This window comes from Acinetobacter sp. WC-141 (assembly GCF_000313935.1).
Taxonomy (GTDB): domain Bacteria; phylum Pseudomonadota; class Gammaproteobacteria; order Pseudomonadales; family Moraxellaceae; genus Acinetobacter.
In genome coordinates this window covers 142,608-169,012 of record NZ_AMSS01000014.1, presented here as the reverse complement: position 1 = coordinate 169,012, position 26,405 = coordinate 142,608, and the positions used below count along the sequence as shown (strand labels likewise).

Below are 26,405 nucleotides of genomic sequence, written 5' to 3'. Positions count from 1 at the left end.
AAGTGATAGTGCAAGCACCATCACCCCGCTCGACTTGCATGTGTTAAGCCTGCCGCCAGCGTTCAATCTGAGCCATGATCAAACTCTTCAGTTAAAAATCATTTTGCACCTTATTAAAGACAAGGTGCCAATTCTGGCTCATAATTTTCTGACTTAAATTTCGCTCAAATAAACTTCGAGTAATTTAAACCAATCAATCAATGATAATATTTCGATTAATCAATCAGTAAAAATCCACACAAGTTGTTCTTCAATTCTCTTAATGATCTTCTTCCTGGTTCGTCACCAGCAAGCTAGGTCGGCTATATTACTCTTAATCTCTTAAAAGTCAACAGGTAATTTCGATATTTTTAAAACTTAATCTCTAAACCAACTTCCCATCAAATTCATCACTTAAAGCAATCAACTCAATTCCAAGTAACTGTTTTTCAACAAGTTTCTATCTGCATCACCGCCGATGGATGTGCATTATAGAGGATTAATAACCCTTTGCAAGCGAAAATTAGAAACTTATGACTTGAGCGTTCACTTTTAAATCAACAACCTATTTAACCTATTGTTTTATATTAATAATTATTTTAATTATTTATTTTTGACCTAAATAAGCTAATATCATGCTCGACAATTCTCGCTTAAGTTGTTGTTCTGATATAAGAAAATTATTCTGACTCACATAGCGCATCATCGTAAAAAGCGTACTATTAATAATTACAAAGGATTTATGCTTCACTTGTTCGAAGTCCCACTGATGAGGATTTTTATTAAATGTATATAGCCCTACTTCAAAAAAATGCTTTTCTAAAATCTGAGCAGCTTGCGAATGGTTATAGTTATGCCAATGTTTTAGCACTTCTATAAAAAATCCATGATCGGCTTTTAATGCATTAAATCCTAGCTCTATAGCCAAGGGGATGAGCAGGTCTAAAGGAATATTTTCTTGCTGCATAACTAATTCTTTGAGTTGATGACCTAATAGTTCGCTTTTACGGCGTAATAGTTCTTCTATGATTTGATCTTTATTCTCAAAGTATTGGTAAATCGAACCTACACTTACTCCAGATTTCTCTGCAATTTTAGGAGTTGTGGTATGTAGTAATCCATATTGGGCAATACAGTGTTGTGTCGCCTCTAAAATATGGTCAACAATAATTTTTGAACGCTGTTGCTGCGGAGCTTTTCTCATCGGTTGTTTATTCGTTAAATGCGAATTGAATGCGAATAATTATTCATATTAGCCTATTTATTATTCAGTTCAATAAGTAAGTAACGATATGCAAACGATTAGCCCAACTCGACTTGCTTCTTTTAATGACATGCAAGACAGTAATTTCTTTACTCAGTTTTTAAATATCTGTTGCGAAAAACCAGCTCAACCAAACTATACAGAATATGCATCTTTACAACGTGCTCTTTGTGAAGGGGACGTTGAAATGGATAAGGTGATTGATTGGGTTATGCAAAACCCCAAAGGTCACCGAATGATTTTCAAGAAAGTATTATTTCAAGGCCGCGATGATCTATCTGAGCCAATACCTACTGAGTTAGAAAATTTCTTTAATTACATTGAACAAAAGCCTGAATGGTTAGACCAGCGCCAAATTGATGAGGCTATTAAATTTACTCATCGTTTAGGAATAAATAATGGTTTTATCCTTAGAGATTTATCTTTGATGGCGGGATATTTATATCCGGGATTTAATCAGCCTCTAATTTTAACAGGTGCATTAAATAAACAAGCGGGTACTCGTTTAGCAGAAACTACAAAATGGTGGGTTGATATTACTGAACCTCAGGGGCTTTCTCGTTTAAGTTCAGGTTTTACATCAACCATTTATGTTCGGTTTATTCATGCTCTTGTTCGCCGACAATTGAAAAAGTCTGATCGTTGGGATAGTGAAATTTGGGGAATTCCTCTTAATCAATTTGATTTGGCAATGACTAATTTGGCTTTTAGCAGTGTAGTTTTACTCGGTATTAGAGCTTTAGGTGTATGGCCGACGAAACAAGAAGCTAAGAGTTTTTTACATTTTTGGCGTTATGTTGGCTGGTTAATGGGTATTGATGAAAAATGGCTTATTCAATCTGAATCTGAAGGCTGGCGATTACTGTACTGGATGCAGTTTGCTCACCCTCGCTCTGATCACAGCAGTATTGAATTAGGATCAAGTTTATCTAAAGAGCCTTTTGAGAGAAAATATCTGCATTTGCGTTCTTTGCAGCAGAAGCTTGCATATCGACAACATTTAGAACTAACCCAATTTTTTATTGGTAAGAAAAGAATGAAACTACTTGGATTGCCTCAGCAGTCTGCTTCATGGTTTGCTTATTATCTAATTGTGCGTAATTCACTACTTTATAATGGTGCAAAGCTTTCACCAAAAGTTGAAAAGTTTTTATCTAAATCAGGCCGAAATATACAAAAACTTGGCTTAACGCTTTATCAGAATCAAGGTAAAGCAAAAACCTTAGCGAGTATGCATCAATAATTTTTAAAACCTAAAAATAAAAATGGAAGCCCGTTAATTAGACTTCCATTTTCAAATATTAAGGAACTTATTGGGCTGATGAACTGTGCATTTCAGCGTGATTCATTTGCTCGTGTGACTCTATCATCTGCTTCTTTTTTTGACTTGGCATGTAGTCAGGTTCATTATTGATGGCCAAGTAAAAAATAATCATAAACAATAAACTCAAGATAGAAGCCACAATAAGTAACCTCCATCCCCACCAAGATTGTTCAGGCGATAATTTATTTGTCATTTCATTTCTCTCTTTAAATTAATATTTTCAGTTCATTTCATTCGCTACGGCTTATTAAAACTTCATGCTCATACGAACCCAGTAATTTCTTCCGATATTGTTGAACTGCTCTTCGCTCGCAAATCCAAAGCCTGCACTACCCGCTTTGTTTAAGTGTTCGGTATAGGTTTTATCTAATACGTTATCGACACCAACAGAGACATCAATATCTTTACGAAGGTTGTAACTTCCATTTAAAGAAAGAGTTGAAAAACCTTTACTTGGTTTTAGGTCATATCCCACGATGTTACCTTGATGTAGACTCACGCGGTTTTGCTCAGCAACAGCTCGCCACAACAGACCTAAGTTATATTTGTCAGCTACATAGCGAATATTTAAGCGGCCTTCTAAAGGGGAAATTTGAGGTAGCGGTTTGTCATCTGTGGTGTTTTTACCCCACGCATACATAGCACTTAAATCTGCCTGAATATGGTCGGTAAACTGATATCCAATACCCGCTTCCGCGCCTGCAATGGTTGCATCGACATTTTTGGCACCCGCAGTAATATCATGGCTCATGTCATGCCCATCCATTCCAGTACTTGGATGATGGTGATAACTCATTAAAATGTAGTCATCTACTAAGCCTGCATAAGCAGAAGCCCATGTATTTAAAGCACCATGTTGCTGCTGGAAGCCCAGATCCAACTGTAATGTTTTCTCAGGATTCACACCGTTAAAAGTATTGGTTGAGCCAGCATTACCGTGTTTAGGCGAGAAAAGCTCCCAATAATCAGGCATACGCTCTACATAACCTAAACCGATATAGCTTTTTAGGTCATGCTCAGGATGTTGATTTTCCCAGCGTACAAATGCACTTGGTAAAGTTTTTTCAAGTTTGGTGTTAAAGCCTTGTGCTTGAGAGTCGGCACGTTCATCTTCAACTGTGACTCGATCTAAACGCACACCTGTGACCAGTTTGTTGAGATCGTTCCATTGATAACCAAGCTCACCAAAAGCACCATATGATTGAAAACGCATATCTTGACGATATGGAACATTCATAGAAGGCATATTTGGCGATGACATGCTTCCACCATGTTTATTAAATTGAGAATCTACACCTGTAATCAAACTCCACTTATTCCATTCAGAAGTCATGGCCAAACGTGAGTTTAATGTACGGCGCGTTACCTGCATTGCCATCGCGTTCGGCATCAGCATGGTCATACCACCATGGTTCATTTCAACTAATGGCGGAGTACGTAAGCTAAAGTTATCCATAATATGGTCGTTATAGCTGTAGTTCACCTGCCCTTCAATTTTCTTAATGACATCAGTGATGTTTTTCTTTTCAAAACGTAGCCCTAAGCTTTCACGCGCAAACTGAGAACCATCCATTGAACGCCCAGCATAAAGCGATTCACCATCAGATTTCCCACCCGTGAGCTCGATCCAAGTGTTTTCATCTGGAGTGAAGCCAAGTGCTACATCAGCATTCCACTTTTTCCATGCTGAAGGCACAGTATTGCCATCACCATCTTGATAACTATTAGACTCTGAACGGTTGGCATTTAAACGGATGTATTTCTTTTCATCGCCAATTGCCGCCTCAACGTTATGGTCAATACGTCCATATGAACCCAATAAGACACTTGCTTGTCCACGATAAGGTTTTTCAGAGGTGAGCTTCTCAGGCTGACGTTCAAAAAGAACAGTCGCAGCAGAACCTGTATTGGCATATTGAACAGTTTGTGGACCTTTAATGACAGAAATACGATCATAACTTTCTGGAGAGATATACGAAGTTGGAGCATCCATACGGTTTGGACATGCACCTAGGTTTTCTGTTCCATCTGTCAAAATTTTGATGCGTGAACCAAACATGCCTCGAAAGGTCACATCACCATTTGTTCCACCGCTTTGTATTGAGTTAAAACCCATAATACTTTGTAGATAGTCTGCGCCATCTGTAGCAGGTACTGGCTGAATGGGCTGTTTCGGGTCTGCATGTACAATCAGACCATTTGCATCGTTACCTTGTTGTGCTGTAACAACAATAGGTGCTAATGAGTGAAGTGTTTTGGTATCAACATCATTTTTTTCTGAATCAGCAAAAACTAGACCCGAATGAGAGACAGCAAGCATCGCAACCCATAGAGGCTGTAATAAGAATTTAGAATGTGGCATTTTTATACGCTCTAAAACATAAATAAAGTGATATTGAAGTCAGTTAAGACCCCAACAAAAAATTGCTTTTATTTATGCAAATAGAGGCGGTGCGCGCCCTTGCGGGAGTAGGAAAAGTCGCTGTAGCGCAAAGTAAACATGTCGAAATGCTTGTTGATAGGCAACTAAGCGGACTTGTATGCGGACTAAAACTTCTTTTACACCAAATTCAGGTGGTAAAACCAGATTGGCATAGACGGTACAATATTGACACTGGTGATTTGCATCATGATGATCATGTTGCCCAGAAGCTTGTGCCTGTTCAATATGATGTTCATGATGTGAATGCATGGTATGTGACATGGTTTCCATCTGTGCTTTGGGTTTAAGCAAAGCACGAGTAATAGTTTCACAGACCGGAGCAATTTGATATTGCTTCGGTAATAGCGGCTGTAGAAATACCGCAACCTGTAAAAATACTGCTGCACATGCAAGCAGTAAACCACTACGAAAAACCAAAAATCACATCCACACTATATTAATGTTTCAAGAATAGAAATTTTTAACGTTTTACTGCAACTTTTTCACGCTCACGTTGACGAACAACTTTTTCGACTTTTTCTCGAGCACGTTGACGTTTAAGTGGCGACAAATAATCCACAAATAATTTGCCATTTAAGTGATCCATTTCATGTTGGATACAAACAGCGAGAAGTCCATCAGCTTCTATCTCAAATGCTTGACCTTCAAGGTTAATTGCCTCAATTTTCACACGTGACGGGCGCTCAACTTTGTCGTATATTTGTGGCACCGATAGGCAGCCTTCTTCGTACTGCTGCTTATCTTCTGTCAGTGGAGTGATTTTGGGGTTAATAAAAACCAAGGGTTCATCTTTAGCTTCAGATAAATCTATAACGATTAACTGAATATGACGATCTACCTGTGAAGCTGCTAAACCAATACCGGGTGCGGCATACATGGTTTCAAGCATATCTGCTGCAAGTTGACGAATTTCATCAGTAACTTCTTCAACAGGCTTAGCAATGGTACGAAGACGGGGATCAGGAAAACTTAAAATAGGTAATAAGGCCATACTGACGTCCTCACTTATGCCATTGATTGAAAAACCAAATGAAGGAAATACTTCATCGAAAAATTGTGTGTTAGCCGCATATTATAACGCATCTGCACGCATAATTTTTAGGAATTATCATAATGAAAAAGGTTTTTAACGGCATGGTTGAATTTCATGCTTTGGGGATAAAAAAGCATTTACTTGCTTTCGCACTTTTTACAGGGGTTGCAATGGGTACAGTAGCAGAGGTTCATGCTGCTAGTCCGAACCATAATCCACCCTCTCTAAAAAGCAATGCACCACATGTCTACGTTGTAAAACGCGGAGATACGCTGTGGGATATTTCCGGTCATTTCCTAAGTAAACCTTGGCGCTGGCCAGAAATCTGGGCAAATAATCAACATGTCAAAAATCCACACTGGATTTATCCTGGTGACCGATTGTTGTTATGCAGTTTAGCGGGTCGACCATTGATCGGTAAAGATGAGGGAGATGGTTGCGTTGGCATTATTCGTCGCTACACAGGCCAAATGACAAACTTGCAACCTCAAGTTCGTGTGGAATCGCTTAACGATAATGTACCTGTTATTCCGCTTGAACATATCAAACAGTGGTTAGAACACAGCACTATTCTGCCAGCCGACGCAATTGAACATACCCCTTATGTTGTAGGAACTGCCGATCAGCGCGTCCTTGCAGCAAAAGGTCAAACCATTTATGCACGCGGACAAGGTTTAATTGACGGTCAACGTTATGCCGTCTACCGTGAAGGCGAACCTTACTATTTCACAGACAGCAAAGGTAAAAAGCACAGTCTAGGTATTGAACTGCAACAAGTTGCCTCAGGGATTGCGATCTCTTCTGAAAAGGACATAACAACGCTTGAGTTAACTGATAGCTATAATTCTGAAGTACGCCGTGGCGATCGGGTTATGCCAGAAGAAGATGCCACATTGCCTACTTTATTTTATCCAGTGGACGCTACTCAAGTGCCAGATGGCGGCAAAATCATTCGTGTAATGGGATCAATTGGCACTGCTGCCAAAAATAGTGTTGTAACTTTGGACCGAGGTACAGCACAAGGGATTCAAGTAGGACAAGTTTTTGATATTACTCAAAAAGGTGAGACCATTCGAGACCCTAAAACCAAAGAACCAATACAGTTACCAGGACAACAAATTGGTAGTCTGATGGTTTTTAGAACCTTTGATCAGCTTAGCTATGCCTACGTATTAGAAAGTGACTTACCTATTAAAGTAGGTTCGACTATTCAGCCACCTCGTTTTGATGATTAACGCTGGATATAACCCCTTACAATGCTTACTCAACTTACTTCACACCATTACCACACACTTAAAGTGTGGTATTTGGTGCAACACTCATTAGTTAGCTTCAAAAAAATTGTCAATTATTTTGGTAGCTGTGAAAAAGCGATCCAACCTGCTGGGTTATCTCAATGGCGCAATCTCGGGTTACATGCTAATCATTTAAAACGCGTAGATGAATTTCAAACTACTCAAGGTCAAGCTCAGTTTGAAAAACTGATTGAGCAGATCCAGAAATATACTGACTTTATTTTAACTACAGATGACTCTGGCTACCCTACGCAATTGCTACCATACACAGACCATCCACCCATCATTTTTGGAAAAGGCCAAGCTCAAGCTTTATTGCAACCACAAATTGCGATTGTCGGTAGTCGAAAACCAAGCCCACATGGTCGTCAGGTTGCTTATGATTTTGCCTATTACTTAAGTGAAAAAGGATTTTATGTAAGTAGTGGTTTGGCATATGGGATTGATGAAGCTGCCCATCAAGGAGCTTCAGCACATCAACGTACTATTGCAGTAACGGGAACAGGTTTAGACACTACTTACCCTGCTCAAAATAAAAAACTTGCAGAACAGATCTTGGCTCAAAACGGCGCCATCATTACTGAGTTTTTACCCGGCACACTACCATTACAACAGCATTTCCCTCGTAGAAACCGAATTGTCAGCGGTCTGAGTTTAGGAGTGCTCGTCGTAGAAGCGACTTTAAAAAGTGGCTCACTGATTACTGCCAATAAAGCTGCTGAGCAAGGTAAAACCGTATTTGCTATTCCTGGCCACATTTACAGTGAGTTTCATCAGGGCTGTCATCAACTCATCCGTGAGGGAGCCATTTTAGTCGATCATCCTGAACAGATTATTGAAGACCTTGCTTTACCCACCCAATGGCAAAGTCAGCAACAAAACCTAACTGAGGAGGTGGTAATTTCTTACGCCCCAGAAATTCCAGAGCATTTAATCAATCTTTATCAGTCTCTAGACTGGGTCGGACAAAATATTGACCAGCTTGTCATACATCACTCTCAACCTGTGGCAGAACTCACCTCTTCACTCATGGAACTAGAACTACTCGGTTTATGTATGCAACAATCAGGGCTGTATTTACGTTGTCGCTCTTAGTGCTGGAGCGCAATAGCAATTCTGTCTGATTAAAAGGAAGAGTATTATCATGATTACCACCTCAGTTACCGAAGCAGCCGAAAGTTTACAACAAGGTCAAGTCTTGGCGTATCCAACTGAGGCAGTTTGGGGACTAGGTTGCGACCCTTTTAATGAGCAAGCTTTCCAAAAAATTCTAGAGCTGAAACAAAGACCTATTGAAAAGGGGGTCATTTTATTAGCAGGCCATATTAGCCAAGTCGAACACCTGCTGACGTCTTTACCTCAAGCGACTCAACAAGAAATTATTGATTGTTGGACGAATCACCAACCTTCTGAAAGAGCCACAACTTGGCTCTTACCTGCTGGCGAACACATTCCTTCTTGGATTAAAGGTGAACATCCACTTGTTGCTGTTCGAGTCACTACACATCCTTTGTGTGTGGCATTATGCAATGCTTTTCATGGTTTTATTGTCTCGACGAGTGCGAACCCAAGTGGTCAAGAACCTGCTCATTCACTACAAGATGCCTGCCAATACTTTGGTTCACAATTAAACTATCTCAATGGCGACTTAGGCCAAAGTCAGCAACCAAGTAGAATCATTAACGCTCTCACTGGAGAGATTATTCGCGCCTAATTTTAGACAAAAAAAAGCTCAGTTATATAGGGATAACTGAGCATAAAAAAGGATGGGTATATACCGCATCCAGAGGGTTTGGATATCTCGGCAACGAAAGAAAATTTGTAGAAAACAGCATCTTTCGTGGTGGTCGCTATTATGTGGCAAGGAACCCTATGAGAGAAATATATTATTTCTCTAAAAAAAGCATGAAAAGTGTAGGGAATTTACGATTTTCCGCTTAAAAATTAAAATTATATTAATATTTTTACTCGGATTTTTTAATATTTATATTACAACCTTTTTTTATAAACTATTTATAAATCATATAGAAAAACTTTAACTAAGAAAAAAATGGCATATTTTCATCAATTTTTTTCAAAATATGCCATAGTTTTTTTACTCACTTTAGTTTTGCTCTTGTATGAGTTCACTCTTTTTAGAACCAGTCTTCTTTTGAGCCATAACGATACCAGTTAAAATTATTACCCCACCTAAAGTGTGATAAATGGTCCACTGCTCAGACAACCAGACACTCGCAATGATTGCAGTAAAAACAGGAACTAAGTTCATAAAAATACTAGTTCTATTAGGACCGAGTTGTTGGACAGCCAACATCCAAACTAGAGGGGCAATGAGTGAAGCAAACACACCCGCGTAAATAGCACTTGGCGCATTTTCTGCATTTAGAGCGTCAAGTCCGAACCAGAAAATTAAGGGAAGATGAAACACAACAGAAAAACCAATCTGAACATATAAGCTCGTCATGATTGGCAGAGGCAGCTGCCACTTCTTAAGAAAAACTCCATAAAATGCATAGAAGAATACTGCAATAATCATTAATGCATCACCAAGATGTCCACCAGAACTTAATAGGTGGCCAATATCTCCTTGGGACATAACATAGAGCAAACCTGCAAAAGACAAAATACTGCCAAAAACTGCAAATCGATTAGGCACATCTTTCAAAATGGCAAGCGAAACGAAGATCGTAAAGATGGGAATAAATGCATTCACAATTCCCATATTAGTTGCACTGGTATAATGGGCAGCCGTATAAGCAAGTCCTTGATAAAGCACCATCCCAAATGCACTTAACACAGCCAGCTTAGGCAGATATGGTTTTATTAGTTGTCTTTGTCTCCAAACAGGCAAAAACATAAATGGAGTCAAAATAATAAAAGCGATTAACCATCGGTAAAAACTGATGCTTACCGGAGAGATATAATCCGAGACATAGCGGGTGACTACAATATTCAAAGACCAAATCAGTACTGCCAAAATGGGAAAAATAAATGCCCATTTGTGATATTTCATGACCTGACTCATAGTAATGCACCATCTACAAAAGAGATTTTATTTTGAAGAATGTCTTAATAAATTGAAATATCGTATTTACGACATTGATATTGAACTTAGGACATCTTCTTTTTCTAGAATAATGTCCAAGTCTTCACAGCATGCTCCACAACTTTATGCAATTGCTCTGTACTGGCACCGTCTCTTGCCTGAATTGTTAACCCTTGAATCACAGTCGCATAAAAATCTGTCATTTCTTGCAGAGGAGCATTAGCAGATAAATCACCCTGCTCTACCCCTTGCTCAAGACGCTTTAGTAATTTTTCTTTCGTCTTTATGCGCTTATCTAATAAATTTTGCTGTACATCTTGAGTCGCGTCAGAGCAATTCATGGCAGCAACGACCAACATACAACCAGCCGGTTTATTTGGTTGGACAAGACGTTTAACGTTATCGTACAAATAAAGTTCAAAAGCAATTTTTGCTGTTTTCGCCTCTAAAAAGATAGTTTCAATAGGACAAGCTTCATGAGCTAAATAGTAATCAATACTTTTATAAAACAATCCTGCTTTGTCACCAAAAGCACTGTATAAGCTTGGCGCCGTAATTTCCAAAGCTTGCGTTAAATCACTAATAGACGTTGCTTCATAACCATGCTCCCAAAAGAGCAACATTGCTTTTTGCAAAACCTGTTGTTCATCGAAGCATTTAGGACGTCCACGCTTTTTTTTCAGCGCGTCTTCTGTAACAGCTAAATTCGTTTCATGCCTATTTGTCATAAAGATCACATCTATTTTTATAACAATCGTTATTAAATTAATTGACGTTCGATTTTTTATCAACTATTTTATTTTCATAATGATCGTTAGTTAATTAATAAATTGCCTTTCTTCACTCCAAATTTAGCCAAGTAAGGATTTCCTATGGACCAATCTTCTATCTCTAAAGCGCGACCCACAACCTCCTCTCAAGGAAGCTGGTTTGCCATTTTGGCCGTTGCCATTGCAGCATTTGCATTAGTAACAAGTGAATTTTTACCTGTTGGTGTTTTAAATAGTGTTGCAACAGATTTAAATATTTCTGTAGGTACAGCAGGTCTTATTATTACTGTACCCGGCATTATGGCTGCAATTGCCGCCCCTCTACTACCTGTTTCCGTGAAACAACTTGATCGACGCTATGTCCTCATTTTACTCACAGCAATTATGGTTATCGCCAATACCATTACTGCCTTTGCAGAAAACTTTCATATTTTATTGCTCAGTCGCTTAATTTTAGGAATTTCGATTGGGGGATTCTGGGCGACAGCAATTGCTTTAAGTGGGAAATTAGCTCCCTCACATCTTCCTATTGCAAAAGCAACAGCTGTAGTGATGGCAGGTGTAACTTTTGCTACAGTTTTAGGTGTACCTATTGGAACATGGTTAAGTGAATTTTATGGCTGGCGTAGTGCTTTTGGAATTACAGCAGGAATTGGCTTAATTGTTTTAATCTTACAATTAATCTTTCTACCTAAACTTGTTCCAGACTCGCCAATCCATATGAGGGACTTACCAGCATTATTACGTACGCCTAAAGCACGTAGTGGTATGTTAATTGTTTTACTTATTGGTCTCGCTCATTTTTGTGCATATAGCTATTTAGCACCTTTCTTCAAAAATATTGCAGGCTTCAATGGTACAACGATTAGTTCCTTACTATTGCTCTATGGAATTGCAGGTATTTTCGGAAATACGTTTGCTGGATATAGTGGTAATTTAAATGTCCGGTATACACTTGCCTTTGTTAGTGCTTGTTTTGCAATTGTATTTTTTGGATTCCCACTTTTTGCCATTCATGAATTTGGTGCTATTGTCTTAACAGCTTTATGGGGATTCGCATTTGGTGCTTTCCCTACCTCAGCAAATATCTGGATGTTTGTACATGCGCCACATGCAGTTGAAAAAGGTATGCCTCTTTTTGTAGGTATGTTTCAGGTCATGATTGCGACAGGTTCATTATTAGGTGGATATGTGGTTGATCATTTCAATGAAAATACTTTAATTTATAGCGTATTAAGCTTTGTTGCTTTAGCACTCGTAAGTACTTTTACCTTAGCAAAGGGCTTAAACAATCCTAAAGCAACCTGTGAAAATTAAAATATTAGTCAGAGCATATAGATGAAAAATGAGGACCAACAATTTTCTTTATTAAACAGTATAGAAGTTCATGAATTTCTATATCAAAAAGAAGATATCGTTCGTCCTCATGCCTCTTTATGGGGTGATTTTAATTTCAGTTTAAATGGCATTTTAGAAATGCAGATAGAAGAACAAATATATTTGTCACCACCGAGTTATGGACTTTGGATTCCACCTCAAACTGTTCATCAATCTACTCATATCGACCATGAAATACACTATATCTGTATTCGTTTGCACCCTCGTCTATGCTCTATTTTAGGAGATATCTGTCGATGCTTCAGTATTCAACCTTTTCTGCGTACCCTAGTTTTACAAATTCTCGAACAGCAAAAACAATCTGAAAAACCTGAATATTTAGAACATCTTTTACAAGTTTTATTCGATCAACTCAAACAAGCTCCTGCCTATTCACATTATTTACCGCAAACGCGGCATCCTGTTTTATTGCCTATTTTAGAAAAACTTTCAGACCCATTACTTTTTGATCATTCGTTACAGCAGTTACTTCAAGAATTCTCGGTCAGTGATCGCCACTTATTACGATTGAGTCAACAAGAGCTTCAGCTTTCTCTATCTGAATGGAGAAATCGAGCCAAAATTGTTTATGCTATTCATCAGATTCGCCAAGGGACGCCTATCAAGCGTTTAGCATACGATTTAGGTTACCAACATAGCTCAAGTTTTATCGAGTTTTTTAAACGCTACACTGGCCAAACGCCTATTCAAATTAGAAATAACTAGAATCCAGTTTATCTTTTAAAATCTTTTTCTTTTTTGAACACGAATATTATTGCACTCCCCCCCAATAGCAGTTAAAACAAATGCGTTACTTGATATCAATTACAATCTTTAGGAAAGACTCATGACACAATCTGTATATCACATTCCAGTAAAAGCCATTTCAGGCGAAACGGTTGATCTTGAACAATATAAAGGCAAAGTTCTACTTATTGTAAACACTGCTTCTAAATGTGGTTTAACTCCACAATACGAAGGCTTAGAAAAACTTTATCAAGCAAAAAAAGATCAAGGTCTTGAAATTTTAGGTTTCCCTGCAAATAATTTTAAAGAGCAAGAGCCGGGCTCTGATGAAGAAATTCAGCAATTTTGTTCATTAAATTATGATGTTCATTTCCCTTTATTTTCTAAAGTATCTGTTGCAGGTGAAGATAAGCACCCACTCTATGAAACTTTGACAGTAGCTCAACCAGAACGTACTGGTGAAGGGCCTTTCCGTGAGCGCTTAGAGGGTTTAGGTATTCCAACTAATCCAGCTCCAGAAGTTTTATGGAACTTCGAAAAATTCTTAATTAATAAAAATGGCGAAGTCGTGGCTCGTTTTGCTCCAAACCTGACTGCGGATGATGAACAAATCGTTAAAGCAGTTGAAGCAGAGTTAGCAAAATAACGTTTTAAAAAACGTGAAAAAGAGCGTTTCTTACGCTCTTTTTTATTATCTGGTCAAAGTGTTGTTTGTTTGCAAAAATACAATCTTTCTCCATATTTTATGCCTATAGTACCTATTTGCTTTATTTGATGTTGTTTGTAGTTATGAAAAAAGTTTTACAGGGTGCATTTCTTCCTTTTGTAATTTTTGCCTCAGGCATGCTTTTACTCGGGTGTGATCAAGCACAAGACCATGCTACTGAACAAGAAAATACTGAAATAAGTGAACAGGCATCTGATCAAGCGATTGAACGACAAGAATCAGATATTGCCCCTAGCAAAACTGAATTCAAAAGCGGCAATATTTTTTATATGGTTCGAGATGCTGCTAATTTACAGCTTAAAGCTGGAGATTATGTTGAACAGCTTAAAGACACTCAACTTGACGTTGAACAAGCGATTCAAGATAAAAATAAAAATGAATTAAAAACAACTGTCACAACTTTAAAACAGCAGTTACAAGGTTTAAATCAAGCTCTACTCACTTTAGATATCAAGAGTCAGGAAATTGAAAATATTCGCCAAAGCTTATTACATGCTAATCAACAAGCTCTAAGCATGCCCTTGCTAAATGGAAAATTAGATCAAATCAATTTTGACCAAATTGAAAAACAGCTAAATACCATTCAAATGGATATGGTTAAACTCGCCGCTATGATTATGGCTGGAGATGAGAAGCCAGATTCAAAAACTGACCCTTAATCTAAAATCCATATCATAAAAAAAAAGCCACCTTACGGTGGCTTTTTATCGTTTATTTAGCAAGTACTATTGTTGTTTTACTACATTTACCTGTTTCAGCTAAATGGTATTCACTAATTGCTTTTTGACCTTGTGTATCATCTACTAATTTTAAGTTAGCCCCACCTACAAAAACGCCTGGTTTAATGTATTGTTGTACAAAATAATTTTTCCCTGCCTCCGTTTTAAACTTCAAATGATTTGGAGAAAATTCTGATTCGGTTGAAACAGTATGTTCTTCATTAGCAGTAACTTCTTTATAAAAGAAAATACCTCGTGCCGTTTCTCCTAAACACTCCCCATCAACCCAGACATCTTTTTTCAAAGCACTACCTACTACATTGTTAGAGCGATATACATAAATTACCGCATTTCCATTTGTTGGTGCTTTTAATTGTTTTGCTTGCTGAGCTAACTGCGGATTGGCCTGTGGTACTGATGCACAGCCAACAAAAGCAGTAGAAACAAGAATAGGTAACCAATATTTGATATTCATTTTAAGTGTCTCTTATTTATGATGATTTAAGTTTTGAAATGCGAATTTACATTAAAAATATATTATTTTAAATAAAAATATTAATTTATTTTCTACCTAAAAATTACAATAAAAAAAGCCACCTTACGGTGGCTTTTTTATCTCAAACCGACACTTAGAGTGCGCGGTTTTTGATTTTACGGATAGTTTCAAGCTGTGCAGCTGTTTCTGCCAAGGCAGCCAACGCAGCAGCTGAGTCCAAATCACTCTTTTGGTTTGCAAGCAATTGTTCAGCATTTTTACGTGCTTCTAAAATTGCAGCTTCATCCAAATTGTCTGCACGAATTGCAGTATCTGCAAGAACCGTTACAACATGAGGTTGAACTTCTAAAACACCGCCAGATACATAGACGATTTCTTCTGTACCATTTTCCAACTGAACACGAATCGGGCCCGGTTGAAGCAAGGTTACGAGTGGAGCGTGTCCTGGTAAAATACCAAGCTCACCACCAGCACCTTTCGCGATTAACATCGTCACTGCGCCAGAGTAAATAGACTCTTTAACACTTACGACATCACATTGCATAGTCGCCATGAGATGATCTCCTTAAATTAGAGTTTCTCAGCTTTAGCAATCACTTCGTCAATACCACCAACCATATAGAACGCTTGTTCTGGGATGTGATCGTATTCACCAGCTAATAGACCTTTAAAGCCACGAATCGTTTCTTTAAGTGGTACTAATTTACCAGGAGCGCCAGTAAACACTTCAGCTACGTGGAATGGTTGAGAGAAGAAACGTTGGATTTTACGCGCACGGTAAACAACCAATTTATCTTCTTCAGCTAACTCATCCATACCCAAGATTGCGATAATGTCTTTAAGCTCTTTATAACGTTGCAATACGTTCTGTACAGAACGAGCAATTTCATAATGCTCTTGACCAACAACTAATGGGTCTAACTGACGTGAAGTTGAGTCAAGTGGATCGATCGCTGGATAGATACCAGAAGATGCGATGTCACGGCTCAATACTACTGTTGCATCTAAGTGAGCAAATGTAGTTGCAGGCGATGGATCTGTTAAGTCATCGGCAGGTACGTATACTGCTTGGATCGATGTGATCGAACCAGATTTAGTAGACGTAATACGCTCTTGAAGAACACCCATTTCTTCTGCAAGTGTAGGTTGGTAACCTACAGCAGATGGCATACGACCTAACAATGCTGATACTTCAGTACCTGCAAGTGTATAACGGTAGATGTTGTCGACGAATAATAATACGTCACGACCTTTACCATTTTCGTCTTTTTGATCACGGAAGTATTCAGCCATAGTCAAACCAGTTAACGCTACGCGTAAACGGTTACCTGGTGGCTCGTTCATCTGACCGTAGACCATTGCTACTTTGTCAAGAACGTTAGAATCTTTCATTTCGTGATAGAAGTCGTTACCTTCACGAGTACGCTCACCAACACCAGCAAACACAGATAAACCTGAGTGAGCTTTCGCGATGTTGTTGATCAACTCCATCATGTTAACGGTTTTACCAACACCCGCACCACCGAATAAACCAACTTTACCACCTTTCGCAAACGGGCAAAGTAAGTCAATTACTTTAATACCAGTTTCTAAAAGATCAGTAGAAGCTGCTTGTTCAGCATAAGAAGGTGCTTCGCGGTGAATCGGCAAACGCTCTTCAGTCGCAACAGGACCTGCTTCATCAATCGGGCGACCCAAAACGTCCATGATACGACCAAGCGTAGCTGGACCTACTGGAACAGAAATCGGTGCATTTGTGCTGGTTACGTTAAGGCCACGTTTAAGACCTTCTGTAGAACCCATTGCGATGGTACGAACAACACCATCGCCAAGCTGTTGCTGAACTTCTAATGTAGTTTCAGTACCGTCAACTTGGAGAGCGTCATAGATCTTAGGAACGCTATTGCGCTCAAACTCGACGTCGATAACCGCGCCGATGATCTGAATGATACGACCGCTACTCATTGCTGTCTCCTCAATTCAAACTTAATAATGTTAAACGGCAGCGGCACCGCCAACGATCTCGGAAATTTCCTGAGTAATCGCGGCTTGACGCAGCTTGTTGTAAATGAGTTGTAGGTCTTTAATCAGTTGTCCTGCGTTGTCTGTCGCTGCTTTCATCGCGACCATACGAGCTGACTGCTCACATGCAACGTTTTCAATCACACCTTGATAAACCATAGACTCGATATAGCGAACCAACAAACCATTTAACAATTCTTCTGCTTCTGGTTCGTAGATATAGTCCCAACCATAAGTACGGTTGAGATCATCGCCTTCTTCTGCTGGTGCTAAAGGAACAAGTTGTTCTACTTTAGGCTGCTGAGTCATTGCATTAACAAAGCCATTTGATACGAGGTAGATACGATCTAATTCGCCTTTATCAAATGCATCAAGCATAACTTGAACTGAGCCAGTTAACTGTTCCAAACTCGGCGCATCGCCAAGTTGGGTAGTTGCACCAAGCACTTTACCGCCGTAATTCTTAAAAAACGAAACCGCTTTTTGACCAATTAAAGCAAATTCAACTTCAATTGACTGCTGTTGTTGTGCTTTGACATGCTGCACAACTTTCTTGAACAAGTTAATGTTCAAGCCACCTGCCAAACCACGATCTGAAGACACTACGATATAGCCAACACGCTTAACTGGGCGGTCAACCATATAACGGTGTTTATATTCAGGGTTTGCTTGGACCAAGTGAGCAATTACACGGCGCATATTATCGGCATACGGACGGCCCTGAGCCATGCGCTCTTGCGCACGACGCATTTTAGAAGCAGCTACCATTTGCATCGCGCGAGTAATCTTTTGCGTGCTCTTGATACTAGCTACTTTGGCGCGAATTTCTTTTAAATTTGCCATACGCTTAACCTAGTATTCGAAAGCTCTTTCGAGCTTCCGAAGGTTGATCCGTGAACCAAACTTAACTAAAACTGAACTTAGTAAGTTTGAGTCGCTTTAAAGCTTTCAATACCTGCTTTGATTGCTGCTTCGATGTCTTTGTTGTAATCACCAGTTTCATCGATTTGTTTCATCAACGGAGCATATTCTGAGCGGAAGTAAGAAATTAACGCAGCATCAAAGTCTACGATTTTCTTAACTTCTACGTCAGCCATGTAGCCTTCGTTAGATGCATAAACAGAAACAGCTTGGTCAGCAATTGAGTAAGGAGCATATTGCTTTTGCTTCATTAACTCAGTTACACGTTGACCATGTTCAAGTTGTTTACGAGTTGCTTCATCAAGGTCAGAAGCGAACTGAGCAAACGCAGCCAATTCACGGTATTGCGCTAATGCAGTACGGATACCACCAGACAATTTTTTGATGATCTTAGTTTGTGCAGAACCACCAACACGAGATACAGAGATACCCGCGTTCACAGCAGGACGAATACCTGCGTTGAATAATGATGTTTCTAAGAAGATCTGACCGTCAGTAATCGAAATTACGTTCGTTGGTACGAATGCAGATACGTCACCTGCTTGAGTTTCAATAATTGGCAATGCAGTTAAAGAACCAGTTTTACCAGTTACTGCGCCATTAGTGAATTTCTCAACGTAATCAGCAGATACACGAGAAGCACGTTCAAGAAGACGTGAGTGAAGATAGAATACGTCACCCGGATACGCTTCACGACCTGGTGGACGACGTAAAAGTAATGAAATTTGACGATAAGCAACTGCTTGCTTAGACAAATCATCATAAATAATAAGAGCGTCTTCACCGCGGTCACGGAAGTATTCACCCATTGTACAGCCAGAGTACGGAGCTAAATACTGCATTGCAGCAGGATCAGCAGCCGCAGCAGCGACAACAGTTGTATACGCCATAGCGCCAGTTTCTTCTAGCTTACGTACAACGTTTGCAATTGTTGATTGTTTTTGACCAATCGCAACGTATACGCATTTAATGCCAGAATTTTTCTGAGCGATAATCGCATCGATCGCCATCGCTGTTTTACCAGTTTGACGGTCACCAATAATCAACTCACGCTGACCACGACCCACAGGAATCATGGTATCAACTGATTTATAACCAGTTTGAACAGGTTCGTCTACAGATTGACGCCAAATTACGCCTGGTGCTACTTTTTCAACAGCATCAGTTAATTTTGCATCAATTGGGCCTTTACCATCAATTGGGTTACCCAAAGCGTCGACAACACGGCCAAGAAGTTCCGGACCCACTGGAACTTCAAGTACACGACCTGTACAACGAGCTTTTTGACCTTCTTGAAGGCTTAAGTAGTTACCTAAGACAACGGCACCCACTGAATCCTGTTCTAGGTTCAGTGCCATACCAAATAAGCCGCCGTCAAATTCGATCATTTCACCGTACATTGCATCAGCAAGACCGTGAATGCGCACGATACCGTCGGATACCATAACAATGGTACCTTCGTTTTTAGCGGTCGCGCTGGTGTCCAGATCGCTGATACGCTGTTTAATGAGCGCACTGATCTCGGATGGATTCAGTTGTTGCATTGCGCTATTCCTCAATCTTTTATTAGTTCAGTCTTCATCATTTGCATTATGCAAGAAGACGAGTACGCATTTTTTCAAGCTTGTTAAGCGCAGAATCATCTATCACTTGATCGCCTGCACGAATTACAACACCTGCAATAAGCTCAGGTTTAACTTCAACTGAAACAGTTACAGTACTGTTGAAACGCTTTTCTAAAGCAGATTTCAACAATTGTTCTTGTTCAGCAGTTAATGGGAAAGCCGATTCAATCACGACATCCACATTGTTGTTATTCTGTGATTTAAGCTGTTCATATTCTGCTTCAATTTCAGGTAACAACATTAAACGATCATTATCTGCAAGGAGTGTCAAAAAGTTAGACACTGCTTGAGATTGACCTTCACCTAAAACTTTAGCAAAAAGCTTCACTTGCTCCACAGGAGTAAGTTCAGGGCGATTTAAATAAGCGGAAAATGCTTCGTCTTGCACCGCAGCACTGAGCACTTGTAACGCATTCGACCAATTGTCTGTTGCACCTTGCTCAGAAGCATAAGCAAATGCTGCTTTGGCATACGGACGTGCCAACGTCAAGAGTTCAGCCATGATTCGCCTCTCTTAAAGTTTAGCAGCCAGCTGTGACAGCATGGCGTTATGAGCATCTGCGTCAACTTGCTGGTTCAGGATTTTTTCTGCGCCAGTTACTGCCAAAGCAGCTACTTGTTGACGTAATTCTTCGCGAGCAGAATTGATTTCTTGATCAACAGCTTCTTTAGCCTGTTGACGAATACGCTCACCTTCAGCCGCAGCTTGAGTACGAGCTTCTTCAATCAATTGTGCTGCACGACGGTTCGCTTGTTCGATCAATTGAGCCGCTTGTGCTTTAGCTGCATCAAGCTCTTGCTTTACTTGCGATTGTGCATCGGCAAGGTCAGCTTTCGCTTTTTCTGCTGCATTTAAGCCATCAGCAATTTTACGCTGACGCTCACTAATCGCATTGATTAGTGGTGGCCAAACAAACTTCATGCAGAATGCAACAAAGCATGCAAACGCAATCGCTTGACCAATCAATGTGAGGTTGATATTCATTGCAATTCCTCAAATAGTGGATTTAGGAATTAAGATGATTAACCTACAAATGGATTAGCGAAGATGAAGAACAAGCCAATACCAACACCGATCATAGGCACAGCATCAAGAAGACCCGCGATTAAGAACATACGAGTTTGAAGTTGTGGAGCCAATTCTGGTTGACGAGCAACAGCTTCTAGAAAGCGACCACCCAAAAGACCAAAACCAATCGCAGTACCTAAAGCACCGAAAGCGATCAAGATAGCAGATGCAATTGCAACTAGACCTAAAGTGAGTTCCATGAAAAATTCCTCAGAGGTTAGGTTATTACCAAATTAAATTAAAAAAATTCAGCCCAACCATCGTTTGATAGTTAGGCAATACCATTAATGTTTTTCGCTTGCCATGCTCAAGTAAACGATGGTAAGCATCATAAAGATGAATGCCTGCAACGTGATTACAAGAATGTGGAAGATCGCCCAAGGCACAGATAACGCCCATTGAATCCAGAACGGCAATAAAGCAATTAGGATAAAGATCAGCTCACCAGCATACATGTTACCGAATAGTCGGAGAGCTAATGAAATCGGACGAGCAAGGAATGTTACCAATTCCAAAATCAAGTTCACTGGAATAAGCAACGCTTTTGCAACTGGATTACTTGGGTTAAATGGGTTAAGTGCCAACTCGCCAACGAAACCACCAACACCCTTTTCGCGGATGCTGTAGAACAAGATAAGTACAAATACAGATAAAGACATACCTAAGGTAATGTTTGGATCTGTAGATGGAACAATCTTGAAGTAAACGTGGTGAGGGTTCATACCAAATACGTTTGCACCTACAAATGCTGCAACTTGAGGAATCCAGTCAACTGGAATCAAGTCCATTAAGTTCATGAGGAAAATCCACACGAAAATAGTAAGAGCAAGTGGAGCAATTAAACGTGATTTGCCATGAAAGGTGTCACGGACACTTGAGTCAACAAACTCAATGATCATTTCAATTGCAGACTGGAATTTAGTTGGAACACCTGCATTTGCAGCTTTCGCAACCATCCAGAATAACAAACAGAAAATAACACCAAGGCCAATTGACCAACCCATTGAATCCAAGTGAATTGCAGTGAACCCCATCGAATGAGCTTCTTCAGCAGTCTCAGCCAATTTCCATGTACCGTCTGGCATTTTGCCATAGGTCATATTGGTCAAGTGATGCTTGATATACTCTGTCGAAGTGAGGGCATGTTCTTCAGCAGCCATAAATCACACCTGGTCAATGTCAATTACTAAAAAGAAGGGCTACGAACATCGGCGTACTGTCGATATCTCGCCACCCTCCAAAAAATCTTCAATTCTTCTTGTTTCTACACCCGTTTTTGTTGACGTGACACCCAAAACGGAGCGACCCACGACATTGCCTGAACGAGAATAAAACCAAACAGCAATGCTAACGGTGATAAAGGTTTAACATTGCTCAAAATCAAAATAAATCCAACGATCATGATTGCAAATTTGCCTAACATGCCCCTATACATGTTAGCCAGCACTTGTTTTGATGCTCTCGCACCTGCTGTCCTGAAGGATTGCCATGAAAAATAACTCATAGCAAGCCAGCAGACCAACGCACCAAGTGCCGCACTCAATGCTGCTGTCATGTCTTTTATGCTCCACGCCACGAGGGCGGAAACAGGGATCATACATGCTTGTAAGAAGACCAAAGCTTTTGCTAATCGTCGGTCAATCAAGCGACTAGTTTGGCTCATTATTTATCCACTCACAGCATAAATGCTTGACAAGTTTAGCTGATGATCGCTTTTAATCGCAGGCATTATAGAGTTACACCCCTGAACATGCAATCTTTTCCCGACTTTAGTCGGGGTTTTTCATGACAGGTGGTGCTGACGCTACAGTCAGCCTTTGTTTATTTTTTATCTTACTTTTGCGTACTTAATACACATTTATCCGTTTTTATAGCCAGTTTCTTCCATGCAGTGACGAAATCATCCTCGTTATTCATGCTCTCGTCTACCGATTGAAAAGTAATGTTACCTATTTTTTGATACTGACTCTTAGTAGTAAAACTTTCTGCGAGTAAACACATCTGAGCTTTTGGTCGATTATCATTAAGATACTTAATTTGGGCTGCTGTTGGTGCAACATGGGGATCATCTGTTAAAGCGCCGGCGAACTTTAAGTTTAACGAGCGCTCTAAATATTGATAGGCATCATGATATGACCAATATGGCTTACCATTACTTGAACTGTCATAAGCTTGCGCTGCTTGCAACATCTTACGGGCAAAGATATTGGCATTATTCCAATATTTAGCTTTATTTTCAGGATGCTGCTGAGAGCGTAAAGCAGCAATAAAGAAACCAATTCGAACTGCGTTATTTGGCTCTAGCCATACATGAGTGTCTACTGTATTAGGTAAAGCTACACCGCGTGTACTACGCAACGGTAAAACAGAAACAATGCCACTATCTAACAAGGCAATCGCTTTCTTATTATTACCTAACAATTTATTTAGAGGAGCTTCGTGAGCCTTACCCAACCAGATTACTAAAGATGCATCATTAATTGCTTTACGGTGAGCCGGAGTCAACTGTACGTCATGACCGGTCTGACCTTTAAGCAAAAGCTGAGGTTCTTCCACACCCTGAGTGATTTCTTTTGCAATCAGATAAATCGGGTGTGTAGAAACCACCAACCCCTGACTCCACCCTAACGTACTCAAAAGAGAGAACATACTGAAAACAAAAAAACGGAACATGCTAGACCATCAATTTAAATTAGCTCGAAGCATGTTATAATATAACAAAGTTACAAAAATACCTAAGATTAATCGAATGAAGCATCGCTTCATGCTAATATTCCGTTAAAAATTCGAGGTTATTTCTATGAGTTCCTGCTCGCATGAACATCATGATTCTTTGCATGGTGTGCATGATCACCATAATGTCGCAAGCCGTTTAGCTGAAGCAGAAAGTTTATGTTCTGCGACTGGCGCACGCCTTACACCTTTGCGCAAAGAAGTTCTGGAACTCATTTTAAATGCATCGGGTCCAATGGGTGCCTATGACTTATTGGCACGTATAAAAAGTCAAACCGATCGCCCTGCTGCACCTCCAACTGTATATAGAACTTTAGATTTCTTATTAGAAAAAGGCCTCATTCACCGCCTAACTTCTATTAATGCGTATATTCCTTGCTGCCACCCGCGTGAAGGTCATCAAGCAGCGTTCCTGATTTGTACCGAATGCCATATGGTTAAAGAAGCTTCTTCTCAAGGCCTCACACACCAGCTTGACCAGCTTGCAGCTTCAGATGACTTCGTGGCTCAACACAGCATTATTGAAATTTCGGGGAAATGCCAACAGTGCCGCACAACTCCTTAAATCCTGTATTAATTCAGCTTGAGCAGGTTTCTGTTCGTCGTGATGATCGGGATATATTAAAAAAAGTTGATTTTGCCCTACATCAAAATGAGATTGTGTCTTTAATTGGACCCAATGGTGCAGGCAAATCAACACTAATTAAAGTTCTACTCGGTATTCTCCAGCCGAGTAGCGGGCGTGTTATCAATCATAAAAAACTTAAAATGGCTTATGTGCCACAAAAGTTTAATCCTTCACACAGCCTTCCTTTACGTGTTCAGGACCTTCTTGATTTAGAAAAATGCAGCCCTGCCCTGCGTCAGGAAATTATTCAAGACACAGGTATTTCAAAGTTACAACAATCAAAAGTACAACAACTTTCCGGTGGAGAGCGCCAACGAGTACTGTTGGCTCGCGCTCTACTTCGTCAGCCAGATATTTTAGTCCTTGATGAACCCATGCAAGGTCTAGATATTCAGTCAGAAGCGGAACTTTATGATTATGTTCGCAGCCTGCCAGAACGATATGGGTGTGCGATCTTAATTGTTTCTCATGACTTACAATGGGTGATGCAAGGAACACACCGTGTAGTGTGTTTAAATAAACATATTTGCTGTAGTGGACTACCCGAAAATATCCAACAACACCCTGAATATCAGGCAATATTTGGAACTCAAAGGGTTTTCTATCAACATCATCATGACCATTGTGCTCACGGTGATGCTGCACACCCCTGCCCTCATAATGACCGTCCTCACATTCACCCAGAACCGGAAGCTTAAGCCATGATGGAATGGTTACAATTATTGTTACCCGCATGGATTATGGGAACTCTGCTAGTATTTTTGACTGCACCTCTGGGTTGTTTGATGCTTTGGAGACGTATGTCTTTTTTTGCCGACACGATGGCGCACGGAACACTACTCGGAGTTGCTATTGCAGGAGCCTTAAGTCTTCCATTATGGCTTGGCGTTGCAGGTACGGCGGTTTTACTGGTAGGCGTTTTATGGGCTTTACATGACAACCGTTTACCCAATGATGCTCTGCTAGCCTTATGTTCAGCAACATTACTCTGTAGTGGCCTGTTGTTTATTCAACATGTTCCAAGTTTAAGACCCGAGCTTTTAAGTTATTTATTTGGTGATTTGCTTAGTATTGATTGGCCAGATCTTCCTGTTTTTACTTTAATTATTGCGATATCACTCATAATTCTTTACCGTTTTTGGCAACCACAAATACAGTTTGCAATTGATCCGGATATCGCAATTAGTGAAGGGGTGAATGCAAACTGGCAACGCCTTATTTTTATGCTGTTATTGGCTTTATTTACAGTTTTAGCTTTGCGTGCTGTAGGTTCTTTGCTAATGGGGGCATTACTCGTAATACCAGCTTTAAGCGCTCGTCTATTGGCAAATTCACCAAAGCAAATGGTTATTTGGGCATTCGTGTTAGCCCAGCTTGGTGTTAGTGTCGGTTTATGGTCAAGTGCAGCACTTAATATCTCTACAGGTCTTAGTATTGTTTTATGTATGGCATTAAGTTTTGCTGTTATTTTTATAACTCAAAAACTAAAAAATCAGACCCAGGCGGCCTAAGTTAGGACGCCTGATGAACAGTGCTCAATAATAAAGCCGCACAGCTAAACATTACAGCAAAGCCCCGATTTAAATATTTCTGCTGTCTAGGGGATCGAAGTAATCTTAAAACCTTTGATGCCAGCCCCGTGTATCCCGCCATTACTATCAAATCGATCGTAATCATAGTAGCCGCCATAATTAGATATTGTATCCATTGAGGCTTACTCAAATCTAAGAACTGCGGTAAAACCGCCAATAAAAATACGATCGCTTTAGGATTACTAATATTAACCACAAAACCATTTAATAGCAGAGCTAAAGCAGACTTATCTCTTTTTTCTTGTTGAATTTCTATATCTTTTACAGGTGCTGTCCACTGCAAATAGGCCAAATACAATAAATAGGCTACACCGAACCACTTAACGGCCTGAAAAGCTAAAGGAGTCGTTGCAAATAAGACCCCGACACCTGCGGCCACCACCATAATTTGAAGCACTAAGGCAACTTGCAAACCGATTGCATTCCAGTAACCATGTCTAAATCCATAGTTTAGACCACTCGACATTGAGGCAATAGCTCCCGCACCCGGAGAGATACTAATAACCCAACAGGCCAACATATAGGCAAACCAAACTTGCAAAGACATAGTAAAAATAGACAATAAAAGTGGAATTATACTGTTATATAAAACTAT

General features: G+C 39.8%; 29 protein-coding genes, 1 rRNA gene and 1 pseudogene. 11 read left to right on the top strand and 20 right to left on the bottom strand.

The genetic code is table 11. The annotated features are described in order from the left end of the window. Positions 1 to 94, bottom strand: a 16S ribosomal RNA gene (locus ACINWC141_RS02625); the annotation flags it as partial. Between the two features lie 518 nt (positions 95 to 612). Continuing rightward, positions 613 to 1,183 (bottom strand): annotated as a pseudogene (locus ACINWC141_RS02620) (TetR/AcrR family transcriptional regulator). 88 nt (positions 1,184 to 1,271) lie between these two features. Here ACINWC141_RS02620 and ACINWC141_RS02615 point away from each other — a divergent pair. After that, complete coding sequence (locus ACINWC141_RS02615) at positions 1,272 to 2,486, top strand: oxygenase MpaB family protein (protein ID WP_009387684.1); 1,215 nt, start codon at positions 1,272 to 1,274, stop codon at positions 2,484 to 2,486. A 67-nt stretch (positions 2,487 to 2,553) separates the two neighbouring features. Here the strand turns inward: ACINWC141_RS02615 and ACINWC141_RS02610 are convergent, their stop codons facing one another. The 4 genes from ACINWC141_RS02610 to def form a co-directional block, all read right to left on the bottom strand. Next, positions 2,554 to 2,760 (bottom strand): hypothetical protein, encoded by a 207-nt coding sequence (locus ACINWC141_RS02610; RefSeq protein WP_009387656.1) that lies wholly within the window; start codon positions 2,758 to 2,760, stop codon positions 2,554 to 2,556. 54 nt (positions 2,761 to 2,814) lie between these two features. After that, positions 2,815 to 4,929, bottom strand: a complete 2,115-nt coding sequence (locus ACINWC141_RS02605; RefSeq protein ID WP_009387376.1) for a TonB-dependent copper receptor — start codon at positions 4,927 to 4,929, stop codon at positions 2,815 to 2,817. Positions 4,930 to 5,001: 72 nt separating this feature from the next. Then, a complete protein-coding gene (locus ACINWC141_RS02600) occupies positions 5,002 to 5,427 on the bottom strand; it encodes a DUF2946 family protein (RefSeq protein ID WP_005309169.1) in 426 nt (141 codons plus the stop codon). A 43-nt stretch (positions 5,428 to 5,470) separates the two neighbouring features. Further along, on the bottom strand, positions 5,471 to 6,001 hold the full coding sequence (def, locus tag ACINWC141_RS02595; protein WP_004795267.1) for a peptide deformylase: 531 nt from the start codon (positions 5,999 to 6,001) through the stop codon (positions 5,471 to 5,473). A 122-nt stretch (positions 6,002 to 6,123) separates the two neighbouring features. Between def and ACINWC141_RS02590 the strand changes: the two genes are divergently transcribed. Genes ACINWC141_RS02590 through tsaC form a run of 3 tightly spaced genes read left to right on the top strand, consistent with a single transcriptional unit; the run spans position 6,124 to position 9,052 of the window. Next, complete coding sequence (locus ACINWC141_RS02590) at positions 6,124 to 7,278, top strand: LysM peptidoglycan-binding domain-containing protein (protein ID WP_009387409.1); 1,155 nt, start codon at positions 6,124 to 6,126, stop codon at positions 7,276 to 7,278. Positions 7,279 to 7,299: 21 nt separating this feature from the next. Further along, on the top strand, positions 7,300 to 8,433 hold the full coding sequence (gene dprA, locus ACINWC141_RS02585) for a DNA-processing protein DprA (RefSeq protein WP_009387439.1): 1,134 nt from the start codon (positions 7,300 to 7,302) through the stop codon (positions 8,431 to 8,433). A gap of 49 nt (positions 8,434 to 8,482) precedes the next feature. Continuing rightward, on the top strand, positions 8,483 to 9,052 hold the full coding sequence (tsaC, locus tag ACINWC141_RS02580) for an L-threonylcarbamoyladenylate synthase type 1 TsaC (protein WP_009387682.1): 570 nt from the start codon (positions 8,483 to 8,485) through the stop codon (positions 9,050 to 9,052). Between the two features lie 390 nt (positions 9,053 to 9,442). Here tsaC and ACINWC141_RS02575 read toward each other — a convergent pair whose 3' ends face one another. Further along, positions 9,443 to 10,363, bottom strand: a complete 921-nt coding sequence (locus ACINWC141_RS02575; protein ID WP_009387449.1) for a DMT family transporter — start codon at positions 10,361 to 10,363, stop codon at positions 9,443 to 9,445. A 104-nt stretch (positions 10,364 to 10,467) separates the two neighbouring features. After that, on the bottom strand, positions 10,468 to 11,121 hold the full coding sequence (locus ACINWC141_RS02570; protein ID WP_081399989.1) for a TetR/AcrR family transcriptional regulator: 654 nt from the start codon (positions 11,119 to 11,121) through the stop codon (positions 10,468 to 10,470). A 135-nt stretch (positions 11,122 to 11,256) separates the two neighbouring features. Between ACINWC141_RS02570 and ACINWC141_RS02565 the strand changes: the two genes are divergently transcribed. The 4 genes from ACINWC141_RS02565 (at position 11,257) to ACINWC141_RS02550 (ending at position 14,664) form a co-directional block, all read left to right on the top strand. Further along, positions 11,257 to 12,471 (top strand): MFS transporter, encoded by a 1,215-nt coding sequence (locus ACINWC141_RS02565; RefSeq protein WP_009387693.1) that lies wholly within the window; start codon positions 11,257 to 11,259, stop codon positions 12,469 to 12,471. A gap of 21 nt (positions 12,472 to 12,492) precedes the next feature. Continuing rightward, positions 12,493 to 13,257, top strand: a complete 765-nt coding sequence (locus ACINWC141_RS02560) for an AraC family transcriptional regulator (protein ID WP_009387444.1) — start codon at positions 12,493 to 12,495, stop codon at positions 13,255 to 13,257. 121 nt (positions 13,258 to 13,378) lie between these two features. Further along, a complete protein-coding gene (locus ACINWC141_RS02555; RefSeq protein ID WP_009387460.1) occupies positions 13,379 to 13,924 on the top strand; it encodes a glutathione peroxidase in 546 nt (181 codons plus the stop codon). Between the two features lie 143 nt (positions 13,925 to 14,067). Further along, positions 14,068 to 14,664, top strand: a complete 597-nt coding sequence (locus ACINWC141_RS02550; RefSeq protein ID WP_009387399.1) for a PM1805 family lipoprotein — start codon at positions 14,068 to 14,070, stop codon at positions 14,662 to 14,664. A 52-nt stretch (positions 14,665 to 14,716) separates the two neighbouring features. Here ACINWC141_RS02550 and ACINWC141_RS02545 read toward each other — a convergent pair whose 3' ends face one another. The 11 genes from ACINWC141_RS02545 to ACINWC141_RS02495 all read right to left on the bottom strand — a co-directional run bounded on the left by ACINWC141_RS02545 (position 14,717) and on the right by ACINWC141_RS02495 (position 23,530). Continuing rightward, positions 14,717 to 15,199 (bottom strand): DUF2846 domain-containing protein, encoded by a 483-nt coding sequence (locus ACINWC141_RS02545; protein WP_009387432.1) that lies wholly within the window; start codon positions 15,197 to 15,199, stop codon positions 14,717 to 14,719. A gap of 154 nt (positions 15,200 to 15,353) precedes the next feature. Continuing rightward, positions 15,354 to 15,773, bottom strand: a complete 420-nt coding sequence (locus ACINWC141_RS02540) for a F0F1 ATP synthase subunit epsilon (protein WP_002114076.1) — start codon at positions 15,771 to 15,773, stop codon at positions 15,354 to 15,356. 17 nt (positions 15,774 to 15,790) lie between these two features. Further along, positions 15,791 to 17,185, bottom strand: a complete 1,395-nt coding sequence (atpD, locus tag ACINWC141_RS02535; RefSeq protein WP_004795290.1) for a F0F1 ATP synthase subunit beta — start codon at positions 17,183 to 17,185, stop codon at positions 15,791 to 15,793. 30 nt (positions 17,186 to 17,215) lie between these two features. Further along, complete coding sequence (gene atpG / locus ACINWC141_RS02530) at positions 17,216 to 18,085, bottom strand: F0F1 ATP synthase subunit gamma (RefSeq protein ID WP_002114131.1); 870 nt, start codon at positions 18,083 to 18,085, stop codon at positions 17,216 to 17,218. 77 nt (positions 18,086 to 18,162) lie between these two features. Then, complete coding sequence (gene atpA / locus ACINWC141_RS02525) at positions 18,163 to 19,707, bottom strand: F0F1 ATP synthase subunit alpha (protein ID WP_005037448.1); 1,545 nt, start codon at positions 19,705 to 19,707, stop codon at positions 18,163 to 18,165. A 46-nt stretch (positions 19,708 to 19,753) separates the two neighbouring features. Then, complete coding sequence (locus tag ACINWC141_RS02520; RefSeq protein WP_004795294.1) at positions 19,754 to 20,290, bottom strand: F0F1 ATP synthase subunit delta; 537 nt, start codon at positions 20,288 to 20,290, stop codon at positions 19,754 to 19,756. 12 nt (positions 20,291 to 20,302) lie between these two features. Continuing rightward, positions 20,303 to 20,773, bottom strand: coding sequence for a F0F1 ATP synthase subunit B (locus ACINWC141_RS02515; protein ID WP_009387442.1), 471 nt, complete (start codon positions 20,771 to 20,773; stop codon positions 20,303 to 20,305). A gap of 38 nt (positions 20,774 to 20,811) precedes the next feature. Continuing rightward, positions 20,812 to 21,057 carry a F0F1 ATP synthase subunit C gene (gene atpE / locus ACINWC141_RS02510; RefSeq protein ID WP_000424060.1) on the bottom strand — a complete coding sequence of 82 codons (246 nt, stop codon included), beginning with the start codon at positions 21,055 to 21,057 and terminating at the stop codon, positions 20,812 to 20,814. A gap of 84 nt (positions 21,058 to 21,141) precedes the next feature. Continuing rightward, positions 21,142 to 22,017 (bottom strand): F0F1 ATP synthase subunit A, encoded by an 876-nt coding sequence (atpB, locus tag ACINWC141_RS02505; RefSeq protein WP_009387400.1) that lies wholly within the window; start codon positions 22,015 to 22,017, stop codon positions 21,142 to 21,144. Positions 22,018 to 22,121: 104 nt separating this feature from the next. Further along, positions 22,122 to 22,520 (bottom strand): ATP synthase subunit I, encoded by a 399-nt coding sequence (locus tag ACINWC141_RS02500; protein ID WP_009387660.1) that lies wholly within the window; start codon positions 22,518 to 22,520, stop codon positions 22,122 to 22,124. 170 nt (positions 22,521 to 22,690) lie between these two features. Then, entirely contained in the window at positions 22,691 to 23,530 is an 840-nt protein-coding gene (locus tag ACINWC141_RS02495) for a metal ABC transporter solute-binding protein, Zn/Mn family (RefSeq protein WP_034677390.1), read from the bottom strand. A 127-nt stretch (positions 23,531 to 23,657) separates the two neighbouring features. Between ACINWC141_RS02495 and ACINWC141_RS02490 the strand changes: the two genes are divergently transcribed. The 3 genes from ACINWC141_RS02490 to znuB are packed head-to-tail and all read left to right on the top strand — an operon-like array spanning position 23,658 to position 25,729. After that, positions 23,658 to 24,155, top strand: a complete 498-nt coding sequence (locus tag ACINWC141_RS02490; protein WP_002114130.1) for a transcriptional repressor — start codon at positions 23,658 to 23,660, stop codon at positions 24,153 to 24,155. Beyond that, a complete protein-coding gene (znuC, locus tag ACINWC141_RS02485; RefSeq protein ID WP_034677387.1) occupies positions 24,128 to 24,916 on the top strand; it encodes a zinc ABC transporter ATP-binding protein ZnuC in 789 nt (262 codons plus the stop codon). The genes ACINWC141_RS02490 and znuC overlap by 28 nt, the downstream gene beginning before the upstream one ends. A 3-nt stretch (positions 24,917 to 24,919) precedes the next feature. Continuing rightward, the gene (gene znuB, locus ACINWC141_RS02480; protein WP_034677385.1) at positions 24,920 to 25,729 is read left to right on the top strand and encodes a zinc ABC transporter permease subunit ZnuB; all 810 of its coding nucleotides are present in this window, start codon (positions 24,920 to 24,922) and stop codon (positions 25,727 to 25,729) included. A gap of 1 nt (position 25,730) precedes the next feature. Here the strand turns inward: znuB and ACINWC141_RS02475 are convergent, their stop codons facing one another. Next, positions 25,731 to 26,357, bottom strand: coding sequence for a LysE family transporter (locus ACINWC141_RS02475; RefSeq protein ID WP_005804759.1), 627 nt, complete (start codon positions 26,355 to 26,357; stop codon positions 25,731 to 25,733). Between the last annotated feature and the right edge of the window lie 48 nt (positions 26,358 to 26,405).